At 73.8% G+C, this 13,883-nt stretch carries 11 protein-coding genes; 4 read left to right on the top strand and 7 right to left on the bottom strand.

What is annotated here, in order from left to right:
* Positions 1 to 3 precede the first annotated feature (3 nt).
* Genes M3185_RS09050 through M3185_RS09040 form a run of 3 tightly spaced genes read right to left on the bottom strand, consistent with a single transcriptional unit; the run spans position 4 to position 2,935 of the window.
* On the bottom strand, positions 4 to 1,293 hold the full coding sequence (locus M3185_RS09050; RefSeq protein ID WP_251333344.1) for an amino acid permease: 1,290 nt from the start codon (positions 1,291 to 1,293) through the stop codon (positions 4 to 6).
* Positions 1,290 to 2,528, bottom strand: coding sequence for a glutathionylspermidine synthase family protein (locus M3185_RS09045; protein ID WP_251333343.1), 1,239 nt, complete (start codon positions 2,526 to 2,528; stop codon positions 1,290 to 1,292). The genes M3185_RS09050 and M3185_RS09045 overlap by 4 nt, the downstream gene beginning before the upstream one ends.
* Positions 2,528 to 2,935, bottom strand: coding sequence for a hypothetical protein (locus M3185_RS09040; protein WP_251333342.1), 408 nt, complete (start codon positions 2,933 to 2,935; stop codon positions 2,528 to 2,530). The genes M3185_RS09045 and M3185_RS09040 overlap by 1 nt, the downstream gene beginning before the upstream one ends.
* 119 nt (positions 2,936 to 3,054) lie before the next feature.
* Here M3185_RS09040 and dtd point away from each other — a divergent pair, with 119 nt between their 5' ends.
* The 3 genes from dtd (at position 3,055) to M3185_RS09025 (ending at position 5,907) form a co-directional block, all read left to right on the top strand.
* Positions 3,055 to 3,507: a D-aminoacyl-tRNA deacylase gene (gene dtd / locus M3185_RS09035; RefSeq protein WP_251333341.1), complete on the top strand. Its 453-nt coding sequence runs from the start codon at positions 3,055 to 3,057 to the stop codon at positions 3,505 to 3,507.
* A gap of 189 nt (positions 3,508 to 3,696) precedes the next feature.
* Positions 3,697 to 4,386 (top strand): hypothetical protein, encoded by a 690-nt coding sequence (locus M3185_RS09030; RefSeq protein WP_251333340.1) that lies wholly within the window; start codon positions 3,697 to 3,699, stop codon positions 4,384 to 4,386.
* A 54-nt stretch (positions 4,387 to 4,440) separates the two neighbouring features.
* The gene (locus tag M3185_RS09025) at positions 4,441 to 5,907 is read left to right on the top strand and encodes a protein adenylyltransferase SelO (protein WP_251333339.1); all 1,467 of its coding nucleotides are present in this window, start codon (positions 4,441 to 4,443) and stop codon (positions 5,905 to 5,907) included.
* 285 nt (positions 5,908 to 6,192) lie between these two features.
* Here the strand turns inward: M3185_RS09025 and M3185_RS09020 are convergent, their stop codons facing one another.
* Complete coding sequence (locus M3185_RS09020) at positions 6,193 to 8,661, bottom strand: GcvT family protein (RefSeq protein ID WP_251333338.1); 2,469 nt, start codon at positions 8,659 to 8,661, stop codon at positions 6,193 to 6,195.
* 35 nt (positions 8,662 to 8,696) lie between these two features.
* The gene (locus M3185_RS09015) at positions 8,697 to 9,059 is read right to left on the bottom strand and encodes a bifunctional 3-phenylpropionate/cinnamic acid dioxygenase ferredoxin subunit (RefSeq protein WP_251333337.1); all 363 of its coding nucleotides are present in this window, start codon (positions 9,057 to 9,059) and stop codon (positions 8,697 to 8,699) included.
* Between the two features lie 373 nt (positions 9,060 to 9,432).
* Between M3185_RS09015 and M3185_RS09010 the strand changes: the two genes are divergently transcribed.
* Complete coding sequence (locus M3185_RS09010; RefSeq protein ID WP_251333336.1) at positions 9,433 to 11,052, top strand: APC family permease; 1,620 nt, start codon at positions 9,433 to 9,435, stop codon at positions 11,050 to 11,052.
* 135 nt (positions 11,053 to 11,187) lie between these two features.
* Here the strand turns inward: M3185_RS09010 and M3185_RS09005 are convergent, their stop codons facing one another.
* On the bottom strand, positions 11,188 to 11,874 hold the full coding sequence (locus M3185_RS09005; protein ID WP_251333335.1) for a 3'-5' exonuclease: 687 nt from the start codon (positions 11,872 to 11,874) through the stop codon (positions 11,188 to 11,190).
* On the bottom strand, positions 11,871 to 13,772 hold the full coding sequence (locus tag M3185_RS09000) for a putative nucleotidyltransferase substrate binding domain-containing protein (RefSeq protein ID WP_251333334.1): 1,902 nt from the start codon (positions 13,770 to 13,772) through the stop codon (positions 11,871 to 11,873). The genes M3185_RS09005 and M3185_RS09000 overlap by 4 nt, the downstream gene beginning before the upstream one ends.
* Positions 13,773 to 13,883: the final 111 nt, after the last annotated feature.

Here is a 13,883-nt window from a genome sequence, read left to right as displayed (position 1 = left end):
CGGTCAGTTCCGCAGGCTCTCCAGGTGCGGGGCGCGCTCGTGCGCGCCGGGCAGCGGGTCGCGCCCGCGGCCCAGGAGGAACCACAGCGGGACCACGAGCAGCACCAGCGCCACCCCGACCCCGACCCAGGTGGCCGAGAGCACGTACTCCCAGCCGGTGAGGGCCAGGGCGAGGCCCATCAGCACCGCCCCGGCCACCCCGAGCGCCCGGGTGCCGGCCGTGCGGGCGAGCCGGGCGGCCGCCGCGCAGGCCAGGCCGTAGTAGAGCGCCACGAGCACCGAGATGATCCCGATCGAGTCGTCGAACAGGGAGCCCGAGAACGCCATCCACGCCGCGGCGACGGCCGCGGTGGTCCACGTCGCGAAGGCCAGGGACACGAACCGGCGGGGCAGGTGCCCGCCGCGGGCCATCGACATCAGCCCGCGGGAGGTGGGGATCATCGTGGTGCCGATGGACGCACCGGCCGAGACCGCCACCAGGGACGCCAGCAGCGGGGAGCCCACCGAGGCCCCGGGCACGTAGGCCCAGCCGATGAGGGCGTAGGCGGCCGCCACGACCGCGAGCGCGATCCACGCCGAGACCCGCGGCGCCCGCTGGGTGGTGGACTCCTCGGTGAGGGAGAACGTCGAGTCCCAGCCCCAGTACAGGAACAGGGCCAGCAGCAGGGCCGCGGCCAGGTTGCCGGCGGTGAGCTCGCCGCCGGTGAGCACGTCGGTGTAGAACCCGCTCCACTCGCCGTCCGCGGTCCCCGTGCCGTCGGCGAGGACCGGGGCCGTGCGCATGGCCCACACCAGGACGCCGACCCCCACCAGCTGCAGGGCGGCGAGCACCGCCTGCACGGCCGCCGAGACCCGGATCCCCGTGGAGGAGACGGCCGCGAAGACCGCCATGAGCGCGGCCGCCACCCCGGTGGTGGTCCACGCGCCCGGGTCGAGGCCCAGGGCGAAGAGGGCGGAGTCGGCCGTGACCCAGGCCAGGGAGGCGAGCACGAGGGTCGCCGACAGCCACAGCCCCCAGCCGCCCAGGAACCCCGCGAACTCCCCGAAGGCCTCCCGGGCCCAGCGGTAGACGGTGCCCTGGTCCTCGTAGAGGTCGTCCAGCCGCGCGAAGCACACCGACACGACGGCCATGGGGACCACGGCGGCGACCAGCACCACCGGGGTCCACCGGCCCACGAGGGCGTGCATGAGGCCCAGGGTGACCACCGCGGAGTACAGCGGGGCGATGGAGGTCGCGCCGATGACCGCCGAGGTGGCCGTGGAGATGGACCGGGGGAGCAGGTGCGCGGTCACAGGACGCCCTTCTTGTCGATGATGTTGGGCACGAAGCGGCACCAGTAGTCGGTGAGCGGGCCGTCGGACTCGCGGATGCCGACGCCGGCGGCCCCGGCGTCGCCGACCACCCAGGAGCCGACGACCGGGTGGTTGGGCGCCCCGTCCGAGCCCGGGAAGTTCCGCAGCGGCACGTAGCCCTGCCACACGTCCATCGGAGAGGGGTGGGGGTTGGGGGAGCGGACGTGCACGTCGCGGGCGCGGATCTCGATGCCGTCGCCCTCGCGGCCGAAGATCGGCTTGCGCACCCACTCCGCCAGGCCGTTGGGTCCGTCCGGATAGGCGGGCAGCAGGTTGGGGTGGCCGGGGAAGCAGCGCCACAGGGCCACGAGCAGCAGCTTGGTGGAGCAGAACATCTTCCAGGCCGGCTCGTACCAGTGGTGCATCAGCAGGGGGTCGCCCAGCACGAACGCGCCGGGCCCGTCGTCGACCATGACCTCCCACGGGTGCAGCGCGAAGAGCTCCTCGATGCCCGAGACCACCGCGGGGTCGTCCACGCTGCCCGCGGCGTGCACCCAGTGGTTGGCGCGGGTGTCGAAGCGCACGTCCTCCACGGGCAGTAGGACCGTGCGGTAGCCGGCCTCCGCGGCGGTCGCGGCCATCACGGCGGCGTTGGCCGCGTCCTCCCCGGACTCCTCCTCGCGGGTGTACGCCACGTGCAGGACCTTCGACGCCGACGACGGCAGCCGCTGCCGCCACCGCTCCACGAGCATCGGCCACAGGCCGTTGAGCTGGTCGAACTGCGCGTGCTCCTCGCCCAGTCCCGGGTGCAGCGCCTCCACGCGCGACCACTGGCAGATCGCGCCCTCGACGAGCCCGGTGGGGGTGTCGCCGTTGAACTCGAGCATCTTGGCGGGGCCCGTGCCGTCCCACGCGAGGTCGAAGCGGCCGTAGATCGAGGGCTCCCGCAGGCTCAGGGAGTACTGGGCGAGCTCGAACGCGGCCTCGGAGAGCCCCAGCGTGCCCAGGTTGCCGGCGGCCATGTACCGGGCCGCCTCCAGCGTCATCCGGTACAGCTCGTCCGTGGTGGACTCCAGCTCCTCGACCTCGGCCGGGGAGAGCACGTAGGCGGCGGTCTCGTTCCAGTAGGAGAACCGGGAGCCGTCCGGGCGCTCGGTGAAGGCGTAGGTCAGGCCCTCGTCGCGCACGGTCTGCTCCCAGTGCGGACGGGGCGGCAGGCCGTCGATGCGCCGCATCAGGACCCCGCCCCGCTCTTCGAGCCGCCGAAGCCCTTGGAGACCCCGGTCTTGCCCACGGAGGTCCCGGAGGGGGAGAAGTTCCGGGCCACCTTCGCGGAGGCCGGCGGGCGGGTGGTCGTGAAGCCCGACGACCGCGGCACCGGGGCGCCCACCGCCGGCACGGAGACCGCGCGGCTGGCGTTGAGGAACAGGAACATCGGGATGAACGACCCGCGCGGGCGGTCGTCGTCGCAGTTGTCGTCGTCGACCCGCACGTTTTCGCCCGTCTCCGGGTCCTCCTGCACGCAGATCTCGGCGTAGTCGGCGTCGACCTCCTGCACGTCCTCGCCGCAGCCCGTGAGGGTGACGGCGAGGACGCCGATCGAGGCGGCGGCCATGATGCGGGTCGAGGGGCGAGGAGGCACAGCGGGTCCTTCGGCTCGGGACGGAGCGGGCGGCCGGCAGCCGCCCACCCTCTTATCCTCCGGCACGCGGGCCCCCGTTGTCGCGCGACCGCGCCGGGAGCTGTGGTGGACTGGGGCCCATGCGCATCGTTCTGCAGCGGGTGGCCCGGGCCGCCGTGACCGTCGGGGGCTCCGCCGTGGGCCGGATCGACGAGCCGGGCCTGGTGGCCCTCGTGGGCGTGACCCACGACGACGACGCCGCCGTCGCCGCGAGGCTGGCCGAGCGGACCTGGAACCTGCGGCTGCTGGAGGGCGAGAGGTCGTGCGCGGACCTCGGCGCGCCGGTGCTGGCGATCAGCCAGTTCACGCTCTACGGCGACGCCCGGAGGGGCCGGCGCCCCTCGTGGTCGGCCGCGGCTCCCGGTCCGGTCAGCGAGCCCGTCTTCGAGGCCTACGTGCAGGCGCTGCGCGCGCTGGGGGCCCGGGTGGAGACCGGCCGGTTCGGGGCGACGATGCAGGTCGAGCTGGTCAACGACGGGCCGGTCACGCTCGTCCTGGACAGCGCGGAGCTGGAGCGGCCGCGACGGTCGTGAGCCGGGGCCGCGGCGGCCCCGGCGTCCGTCGCCCGCGGGACAGCCGGCGCCCGCGCCCCTGGTGGAACCCCGCCCGCCCCGTCACGGAGAAGTCGAGACCTTCGGGGTCTTACGCGGCGGCGGCCGGCGGGTGAAAATCGTCTCCACACCGTCCGTGCCCCCTGCCGGACCGTGTCACCGGAGGAAATGATGAACGAGCTCCTGAACGTTGCCCCCGAGGACCTGCCCACCACGCCGAGCCCCCTGGACGCGGTGGTGAACCCCGGCCTGCAGCGGGCCTTCCTGGAGGGCCGGCGTCTTCCCGTCCCCAACCTGGGCTCCGGGGCGCGGGCGATGAGCCCGCAGCTGCGCCGGCTCGCGCGCACCGGGGGATACGAGACGGTCCTGGAGTTCCTGGCCCACTACGTGGCCCTGGTGCTGCCGGACCCGGTGGCGACCGAGGGCAGCTTCTGGGCGGTGGAGACGGCGCTCGACTCCGACATCCCCGTGGAGGAGCCGCAGCAGCTGGCGCGCCTGAGCGTCCACGGGGTGGCGGTGGCCACCGTGGTGGAGGACCCGGAGGGGGACGGGGAGAACCCCCTGGTGTGCCTGGCCCTCGCCCCCGAGCCGGTGGTGGACCGGACGTACTCCCCGGAGCCGACCTACCTCGACGTGGACGGCGCCCCCGTGCCCGCCCAGCAGGCCGAGGGCTCCGCGGAGGACCTGAGCCGGCAGCTGGCCTCGGACCCGGAGCTGCTCGCCGCGGCCCGCCGGGCCGTGGTGGGACTGATGCGCCGGGGCCCCGCCGGACGGACCCGGCACGAGCGGGACCTCGCCGACGCGGTGTTCACCACGCTCGTCGGGATCGACGGGCTCGCCGACCCCCGGGTGCCCGCCTAGTTCCGGCGGGCACCGCCCGCGACGGAACGGGCCGTCCCCTGTATCGTTGACGGGATGAGCGTCACACCGCTGCCGACCATCACCCTGGACAGCGCCTTCGCCCGGGAACTGGGCGAAATGGCCGTTCCCTGGCGGGCCGAGCAGGTCCCCGAGCCCGAGCTGCTGGTGCTCAACGAGCCGCTGGCCGCCGAGCTGGGCCTGGATCCCGCCTCGCTGCGCAGCCCGGAGGGCGTGCGCCTGCTGGTGGGCAACCGCGTCCCCGAGGGCGCCACACCGGTGGCGCAGGCCTACTCCGGGCACCAGTTCGGCGGGTTCTCCCCGCGCCTCGGTGACGGCCGCGCCCTGCTGCTGGGGGAGGTGGTCGACGCCGGGGGCCGCCTGCGCGACCTCCACCTCAAGGGCTCCGGGCGCACGCCGTTCGCGCGCGGCGGCGACGGGTTCGCGGCGGTGGGCCCGATGCTGCGCGAGTACGTCGTCAGCGAGGCGATGCACGCCCTGGGCATTCCCACCACGCGCTCGCTGGCGGTGGTGGCGACGGGCCGGCCGGTGCGCCGCGAGACGGTGCTCCCCGGGGCCGTGCTCGCCCGGGTGGCCGCCAGCCACCTGCGCGTGGGCAGCTTCCAGTACGCCGCGGCCACGGGCGACGCCGGCCTGGTGCGCCGCCTCGCCGACCACGCGATCCGGCGGCACTACCCCGACGCCGCGGACGCCGGGAACCCCTACCTGGCCCTGTTCGAGGCGGTCGTCGCCGCGCAGGCCTCGCTCGTGGCCCGCTGGATGCTCGTGGGCTTCATCCACGGGGTCATGAACACCGACAACATGACGATCTCGGGCGAGACCATCGACTACGGGCCGTGCGCCTTCATGGACGCCTTCGACCCGGCCACGGTCTACAGCTCGATCGACGCGGGCGGGCGCTACGCCTACGGCAACCAGCCGGTCGTGGCGCAGTGGAACCTCGCCCGGCTCGCCGAGACCCTCCTGCCCCTGTTCCACGAGGACCAGGAGCAGGCGGTCGCCCTGGCGGTGGCGGCGCTCGACGCGTTCCCCGGGCAGTACAGCACGGCGTGGTCGGCGGGCATGCGGGCCAAGCTCGGCCTGTCCGCGGAGCTCGACGACGAGGTCGTCTCGTCCCTGGCCCACGAGCTGCTCACGCTGCTCCAGGCCAACCACGTGGACCACACCTCGTTCTTCCGCGGCCTCGGCGCGGCCGCCCGCGGCGACGCCCGGCCCGCCCGGGACCTGGTGCTCGACCTCGCCGCCTTCGACGCCTGGGCGGAGCGCTGGCGCGCCGCGGGCCCGGACGCCGACGCGATGGACCGGGTCAACCCCGTCTACATCCCCCGCAACCACCTCGTCGAGGAGGCCCTCGACGCCGCCGTCGAGGGGGACCTCGAACCGCTCGGCCGCCTCCTGGAAGCGGTGACCGCCCCCTACGACGAGCGGCCCGGCCTGGAGCGCTATGCCGCCGCACCGCCGGAGGACTTCGGCGCCACCTACCGCACGTTCTGCGGGACCTGAGCCCGCGCCCCGCCGCCGGTCGGCCCGGCTGATCGGGCGCACGGCGGTGGACCAGCTCGAGGACGGGATCGCCGACCCCGACCACCGCCACGTCAGCTTCCAGCCCGAGCTGGTGGTCCGCGCCTCCACCCGGGCGTCGCACCCGGGCGTCGCGCCCGGGCGGGTCGCCCGGGCGGGTCGCCCGGCTCGTCCCACCCGGCCTGGGCCCTGGACGAGGAGCCCGCCGGGAACCCGGGAGAGCACGGGGGCCATGGCCGGCGGTCCGCCGGCCACGGCCCCCGTCGCTCAGCCGCGCAGTCGCGCCATGCCGGGGTCGACGAGCGGTTCGGCGCTGACCGTGGCGGCGACGCGTTCGCCGAGGTACTCGATCTCCACGGCGTCGCCCTCCGTCACGTCGGCGGGCAGCCACGCGTAGGCGACGGGCCGGCCGACGGTGTAGCCGTACGCGGCGCTGGTGACGTAGCCGGCGGCGGTGCCGTCGACGTACACGGGCTCCTTGCCGAGGACCACGGACGTGCCGTCGTCGACGGTCAGGCACCGCAGCCGCCGGCGGGGGTCCGCTGCGGCCGCGGCCGCCGCCGCGCCGACGAACTCGCCCTTGTCCGTCTTCACGGCGAAGGCCAGGCCGGCCTCCTCCGCGGTGTGCTCGGTGGTCATGTCGCTGCCCCAGGAGCGGTAGCCCTTCTCCAGGCGCAGGCTGTTGAAGGCGGCCCGGCCGGCGGGTACGATGCCGAACTCCTGGCCGGCCTCGTGCAGCAGGTCCCACAGCCGCAGGCCCTGGTCGGCGGTGGTGTACAGCTCCCAGCCCAGCTCGCCGACGTAGGACAGGCGCATGGCCGTCACGGTCAGCCCGCCCACGCAGATCTGCTTGGTGCGGAAGTACTTCAGCCCCTCGTTGGACAGGTCGTCGCGGGAGACCTTGGCCATGACGTCCCGGGCGCGCGGTCCCCACAGGCCGATGCAGCACGTCTGCGCGGTGATGTCGCGCACCCGCACCCACGAGGCGGGGTCCTCGGCGGATTGGCGGTCGGCGGCGGCGGAGAGGTAGGCGACGTCGACGTGGCCGTTGATGCCCGCCTGGTACAGCTCGTCCCCGAGCCGGGCGACGGTGATGTCGCTGCGGATCCCGCCCTGCTCGTCGAGGAGCAGGCAGTAGGTCACGGCGCCGGGCTTGCGCAGGACGTTGCCCGTGCTCAGCCGCTGGAGCAGCAGGCCGGCCCCCGGTCCCTCGATCTCCACGCGCTTGAGCGCGGTCATGTCGTACATGGCCACGGCCGTGCGGGTCTTCCACGCCTCGACGGCCGCGACGGGGGAGTGGAACATCGCCGACCAGGGGTCCCGCTCCGGCTCGCGCCACTGCTCGGGCAGCTCGTCGAGGAACCGGGCGTTGGCCTCGTACCACTGCGGCCGCTCCCAGCCCCCTCCCTCGAGGAAGAAGGCGCCGAGCTCCTGCTGCCGCAGGAAGAAGGGGCTTACCCGCAGGTTGCGCGGGGACTCCTTGGGCTGGAGGGGGTGGAGGACGTCGTAGATCTCCACGAAGTTGCGCTGGGCCGTCTCCTCGACGTACTCCGGGGTCAGCTGCACCTCCTCGAAGCGGGTGGCCTCGCAGCCGTGCAGGTCCGTCTCGGACCGCCCGTCCACGAGCAGCTCCGCCACGGCCTTGGCGACGCCGGAGGAGTGGGTCACCCACACGGCCTCGGCGACGTAGAAGCCGGCCACGTCCGGGGACTCGCCGATGAGCGGGCCGCCGTCGGGGGTGAAGGAGAAGATGCCGTTGAAGCCCTCGGCGACCTCGGCGTGCTTCAGGCTGGGCAGGAAGCGGCGGCTCTCGGCCCACTGCTCCGTGAAGTCCTCGGGGGTGAAGTCCAGCCGGGACGGCATCCGGTCGTGGCTGATCTCCGAGGGGTCGTAGCGGGGCAGGTCCGCGAGGTCGACGGGGATCGGGCGGTGCGCGTAGGAGCCGATGCCGATCCGGTCGCCCCACTCCCGGTAGTAGAGGTCCGCGTCCTGATGGCGCAGGATCGGCAGCGTGGCCCCGTTGGGGGCGTCGTGCTTGCCCACGAGCTCCGGGACCGCGGAGGTGAAGACGTACTGGTGGGCCAGCGGCAGCAGCGGGCAGGGCATGCCGACCATCTCGCCGATGGCGGGCCCCCAGAACCCGGCGCAGGAGACGACGATGTCCGCCGGCACGGTGCCCTGGGTGGTGGTCACCCCGGTGACCCTGCCGTTGGCCCGCTCGATGCCCGTCACCGTGGTCTCCGGGCGGAAGACGACACCGGCGCGGGTGCTGCGCTCGATGAGCACCTGCACGGCCTTGGCCGCCAGGGCCAGGCCGTCCGTGGGCACGTGGTAGCCGCCGAGCACCATCTCCGGGTTCAGGAGGGGGTACTGCCGCACGACCTCGTCCGCGTCCAGCAGGTGCCCGTCGATCCCCCACGACGCCGCGTAGCCGACCTTGCGCTTGAGCTCGCCGAGACGCTCGGGCGTGGTGGCGACCTCGAGACCCCCCACCTGGTTGAAGCAGCCCAGGGAGACGAGCTTCTCCACCGTGTACCGGGCGAAGTGCGTCATCGTCCTCGACGGGTTCGTCTGGTACACCAGGCCGGGGGCGTGCGACGTCGAGCCGCCGGGCAGGGCCAGCGGCCCCTGCTCGAGGACGGTGACGTCGGTCCAGCCGCGCTGGACGAGTTCGTCGGCGAGGTTGGTGCCGACGATGCCGGCGCCGATGACGACGACGCGGGGGGTGGTGCTCATGGATGCTCCTCCTGGTGGCGGGGGCGGGACGGCGTTCAGCTGGTCTGGGACTGGTGCCCGCCGGCCGTGAGGCCGGGAGGAAGGTTGGGGGCCTCGGCGGACTCCTCGATCAGCACCTCGCCGTCGACGACCTCGACGCGGTGGACCCGCACCGGCAGCTTGGCCGGGGGTGAGTCGACCGCGCCCGTGCGCAGGTCGAACTTCGAGGCGTGCAGCGGGCACTCCACCTCGCAGCCCTCGACCCAGCCGTCGGCCAGGGAGGCGTCCTGGTGGGTGCAGGTGTCGTCGATGGCGAACAGTTCGCCCTCCTCGGTGTGGAACACCGCGATCGGGGGAGTGGTGTCGAGCCGGAGGGCGTCGCCGGGGGCGAGGTCCTTGAGGAAACAGGCCTTGTGCATCGCACCGGATCCTTCCATGAGCCCCGGAGCCGGCCGGGGGTGAACCAGAAGGACGGAATTCCGCCCTGCGCAACAAGCGTTGCGATGTGCAACATCCTGGGAGCTGGCCGGAAGAGGTGTCAAGGGGTCGGGCGGTGTCGTGCCCAACATGTCACCGGGCTGTCCGCTGTGTGCGAAGTGGCGGCCGGACCTTGACAGCCCCCCGGCGCACCCCCAAGCTTTAGCTCACCTTGCGATGAGTGTTGCGCAGGCTGCACAATCCCGGCGCAGCGGGGGACCTCGGGGGCCCCGGTGCGGACCGTCGCCTGCGCTCGTCTCGTCCGCCACACCCGACCTCGGTCCTCCGGACCGTCTCGAGATCCAGAGGATGCCCATGTCAGAGAAATCCCACGCCATCGCTTCGAGCGGCATGGAGGAGTTCGGCTACGCCCAGTCCCTGGACCGTAGCATCGGGCGGTTCGAGAGCTTCGCCGCCGGCGTCAGCTACATCTCCATCCTCACCGGCGTGTTCCAGCTCTTCTACTTCGGCTTCGGCACGGCCGGCCCCGCCTACGCCTGGTCCTGGCCCATGGTCTTCGTGGGCCAGCTCATGGTGGCGCTGTGCTTCGCCGAGCTCGCCGGCCGCTACCCGGTCGCTGGCTCCGTCTACAACTGGTCCAAGCGCCTGGCCTCCCCGACCACCGCGTGGATGGCCGGCTGGCTGCTGCTCGTCTCCTCGATCATCACCATCGGTGTGGTCGCCCTGGCGCTGCAGCTGACGCTGCCGCAGATCTGGAGCGGCTTCCAGATCGTCGGCGACGGCACCGGCACCTACGACTACGCCGTCAACGGGGTCATCCTCGCGAGCCTCCTCATCGCGTTCACCACCCTCGTCAACGCCTTCGGGGTCAAGCTGGCGGCCCGGATCAACAGCACGGGCGTGTTCATCGAGCTCGCCGCCGCGGTGCTGCTGATCCTCGCCCTCGGCTGGCACGTCGTGCGCGGGCCCGGTGTGCTGTTCGAGACCCGCGGCATCGGGGAGGGAGAGCCCATGGGCTTCTTCGGGGCCTTCCTCGTCGCCGCGCTGGCCTCCGGCTACGTGATGTACGGCTTCGACACCGCCAGCTCCCTGGGCGAGGAGACCAGGGACCCGAAGCGCACCGCGCCCAAGGCCATCCTGCGCGCCGTCACCGCGTCCTTCGTCCTCGGGGGCCTGCTGCTGTTCCTCGGCATCCTCGCCGCCCCGGACCTCGAGGACCCGAAGATCGGCGAGGCCAGCGGGGGCCTGCAGTACATCGTGCTCTCGGTGCTGGGCGGGCCCTTCGGCAAGGCGTTCCTGGTGTGCATCGTCGTCGCCATCGTGGTGTGCACCCTGGCGGTGCAGGCCGCGGCGATGCGCATGATGTTCGCCATGGCGCGCGACAACAACCTGCCCTTCAGCCGCCAGCTCAGCAGGGTGCACCCGGTCCGCAAGACCCCGACCGTCGCCGCCGTCGTCACCGGTGGCCTGACGCTCATCCCGCTGCTCGTGAACATCACCCAGCCGGCGATCTTCACGATCCTCTCCAGCATCTGCATCGTGCTCATCTACCTGTCCTACCTGCTGGTCACCGCCCCGATGCTGCGCAACCGCCTCGCCCGGCAGTGGCCGCTGCGCGACGGCGTGGAGACCGGCTTCAGCCTCGGCCGCTGGGGGGTCCCGGTGAACCTCGTGGCGGTGGTGTGGGGCGCGGCCATGACCGTGAACCTCATCTGGCCCCGCCAGGCGATCTACAACCCCGTCGCGCCCTTCGCCTGGTACGTGCAGTGGGGCGGGGTCCTCTTCATCGGCGCCGTGGCCGTGGTCGGGCTGCTGCTGTTCCGGCTGCGCATCCGCCACCGCACCGGCGTCCTCGCCGAGCACGCGGCCGCCGCGGAGGCACCGGCCGCCGCCACGCCGGCCGCGCCCGCCGTCGGGGCGCGCCACGAGGACCAGGACCCGATCGGCGACACCAAGGATCCCGCGCTGGTGTGAGCCCGGTGCGCGGGACGCGCACCGGGCTCACGGGCGGGGGAGGCCGGCAGGACCGGCCTTCCCCGCCCGTTCGCGTGCGGGCGCCGAGGCGCCGCGCGACCACCGGCCCGTGGGCCACCGGGACGGGGAACGGCCTCAGGGAGCGGTGGGATCCAGCCAGGCCGGCGTGCGCGGCTCGCGGCGGGACAGGCGCAGGAGCGTCGAGGCCGTGCAGTACTCCCGCTGGGAGCGCCGCGCGGCGAGGGCGATGAACAGCTGCGCCGTGGTCACCGCGTCCCCCAGCGCGTGGTGCGGGGTGTGCGCGGGCAGTCCCGCGGCCGCGGTGGCGTACTCCAGGGACACGTCGTAGCCGTCCCGCACCCGGGGCAGGGACAGGGTGCGCTGCGCCAGGACCGCCGTGTCGATCACGGGCAGGGGGAAGCGGCGCCCCCGCCGGCGCAGCGCCTCCCGGAGGAAGCCCGTCTCCACCCAGGCGGAGTGCGCCACGAGCACGCGGCCGGAGAGCATCTCCAGCAGCTGGTCCAGGCACTCCTCGAGGCGGGGCGCCCGGTCCAGGTCGCACGCGCGCAGGGAGTGGACCACGACGGCCTCCCGGCCGACCGCGGTCATCGGGTTGACGAGACTGTACAGGGACGACGACGTCACGACCCGGCCGCCCACGACGGGCACGGCCCCGAAGGAGACCACGCGGTCGCGGGCCGGGTCCAGCCCGGTGGTCTCCAGGTCCAGGGCGCAGTACTCGGTCTCCTTCCACCCGCCGAAGGCCGTGGTCCGGCGGGGCGGGCGGCGCAGCCTCGAGACCGGCCGCTGCGGGGGGCTCACGCGAGGCCCAGCCTGCGGTCGCTGCGGATCCGCTCCTGGATCCGCTCGACCGCGCGGAAGCCCTCGCGCAGGTGACGGCGCCGCAGCGGGTCCAGTGCCGCCGGGCTGAGGTGGGTGGCCGCCGGCCGGCCGTTGCGCAGCGCTTCGATCTCCTCGTCGACGAGCAGCCCGTGGAACAGCGTGAACGCCCCCTCCAGGGTGTCCGCCTCCTCCGTGCTGAGCAGGCCCTCCTGCGCCGCGCGGCTCAGGCGCTCGGGCGTGGTGCCGGAGACGTCGCCCGCCCGGAGGGCCAGCGCCCGGGCGAGGGAGACCACCGGGCGCAGCCCGGCACGCTTGACGTCCAGGCGTCCGCGGCGCTCGCCCCACCGCTCGACCACGTAGCCCTTGACGAACCCGGCCGGGGGGCGGTCGGTGAGGGCGAAGCGGAGCATGGCCTGGACGAACTCGTCGTGCCGCGAGCCGGCCAGCAGCTTCCCCTGGACCACCTGGCCCAGGCGCGGGCGGGTCAGCGGCCGGGCGTCGAGCAGCGCCGAGGCGAGCACCAGGTGGGTGCTCTCCCAGGGCTGGCCGATCCAGCGGTCCACCGCCCCGATCCAGTGCTCGACGGGCCGGCCGAAGGCCGGGTGGGACGCGTTGGCGTCGTGGGGGCACAATCGGAGGCCGCACCGGACCAGGTGCTCCAGCGTGGCCGTCGCCGCGTCCCGGACCGCGGGGGCACCCGGACCCGGGGCCCCGTCGCGGTCCTGCCACACCAGGGCCGTGTCGACGTCCGAGGCCGGCAGGGGCTCCCTCCGGGCCACCGAGCCGAGGACGAGCCACGAGTGCGGGGTGCCCCCGAGCGACGGGTGGACGGGCTCGAGCTCCAGGACCTTGCGGACCACCGACTCCACCATGGCCGCCCGGACGGCGCCGAGCTGGGCGGAGGACACGTCGGCGTCCCACAGCTCGACCATGGTGGGGGTCATCAGCTCGCAGGCCTCCGCGAGCTGGTCGAGCGTCCGCGCGGCGGCGATGGCGCTGCGCACCACCAGGGGGTGGTGCACGTCGGCCCCGACCAGGTCCATGACGCCCGTGACCCCCGCCGGATCACCCGCCGCGGTGGTCACGACCATGTGGTGCACCCCGTGGTCCACCATGCTGAGGTAGGCCGCCCACGCCGTGGCGTCGCTGGTGACGCTGAGCGCCGGGCGGCTGGCGATCTCGCTCACGGGCGCGTCCAGGCCCACCGCGCCGGTGGCGACCTTCGCGCGGAAGTCGTGGTCGGTGACGATGCCGTACCCCGTCCCGTACCGCACCAGGGCCGCGTCGCGGCGCTCCTCGGTCAGCCGCTGCGCCGCGTCCCGGACCGTGTCCTCCGGCCCGCACCACAGGACCGGGCGCATCGACTCGGTCACGGGCCGCTCCAGGCGGCTCGAGGGCCCCCCGGCGGCGATGAGGCGCTCGCGGGCGACGAGGGTGTTGAAGTGGGAGAACTGGAGGCGCTCGGGCTCGTGCACGGTGCGCCGGGGATCCGGCATCGAGTAGCACAGGGTGTCCTCGACGGCCCGCACGGCCAGGGCCGGCGGCAGGCCGGAGAGCACGGAGATGTGCCCGAAGGTGTCCCCGACGCCCAGCACGTCGACGACCCGCCCGCGGTCGACGACCTCCACGCTGCCCGCGCGCACGACGAACAGCCGGTCCAGCGCCTGCTCGTACTCGGCGATGACCCACTCGCCGGCCGAGAAGAACTCCACGTCGACCGTGGCCGCCAGGCGGGCCAGGTCGTCGGCGTCGAGCCGGTCGTAGGGGGACTGCCCGCCGAAGAACTCCACGAACTCCTTCACGGGCGCCTCCAGTCGGTCGGTGTCCTCGTCCGGCCCGGGCCGCGCCGCCGCACGGGTGCGGCTGAGCAACGACAATGGCATCTCTGTGAGCAACGCGCCGTGTGGTGCGCAACATTGTGGAGGTCCGGGCGCGGCCTGTCAAGGCCGGGGCCGCTCTCCGGCGCCCTTGTATTACCAGGGCGTGAA

The organism is Kocuria rosea (assembly GCF_023715525.1).
Classification (GTDB): domain Bacteria; phylum Actinomycetota; class Actinomycetes; order Actinomycetales; family Micrococcaceae; genus Kocuria; species Kocuria rosea_A.
This window is presented reverse-complemented; position numbering and strand designations above follow the sequence as displayed.

Bases quoted from the DNA above. Each gene is read 5' to 3' on its own strand.
- M3185_RS09045 (WP_251333343.1), bottom strand. From the start codon at position 2,528: ATGCGGCGCATCGACGGCCTGCCGCCCCGTCCGCACTGGGAGCAGACC.
- dtd (WP_251333341.1), top strand. From the start codon at position 3,055: ATGCGCATCGTTCTGCAGCGGGTGGCCCGGGCCGCCGTGACCGTCGGG.
- M3185_RS09030 (WP_251333340.1), top strand. From the start codon at position 3,697: ATGAACGAGCTCCTGAACGTTGCCCCCGAGGACCTGCCCACCACGCCG.
- M3185_RS09025 (WP_251333339.1), top strand. From the start codon at position 4,441: ATGAGCGTCACACCGCTGCCGACCATCACCCTGGACAGCGCCTTCGCC.
- M3185_RS09020 (WP_251333338.1), bottom strand. From the start codon at position 8,661: ATGAGCACCACCCCCCGCGTCGTCGTCATCGGCGCCGGCATCGTCGGC.
- M3185_RS09015 (WP_251333337.1), bottom strand. From the start codon at position 9,059: ATGCACAAGGCCTGTTTCCTCAAGGACCTCGCCCCCGGCGACGCCCTC.
- M3185_RS09010 (WP_251333336.1), top strand. From the start codon at position 9,433: ATGTCAGAGAAATCCCACGCCATCGCTTCGAGCGGCATGGAGGAGTTC.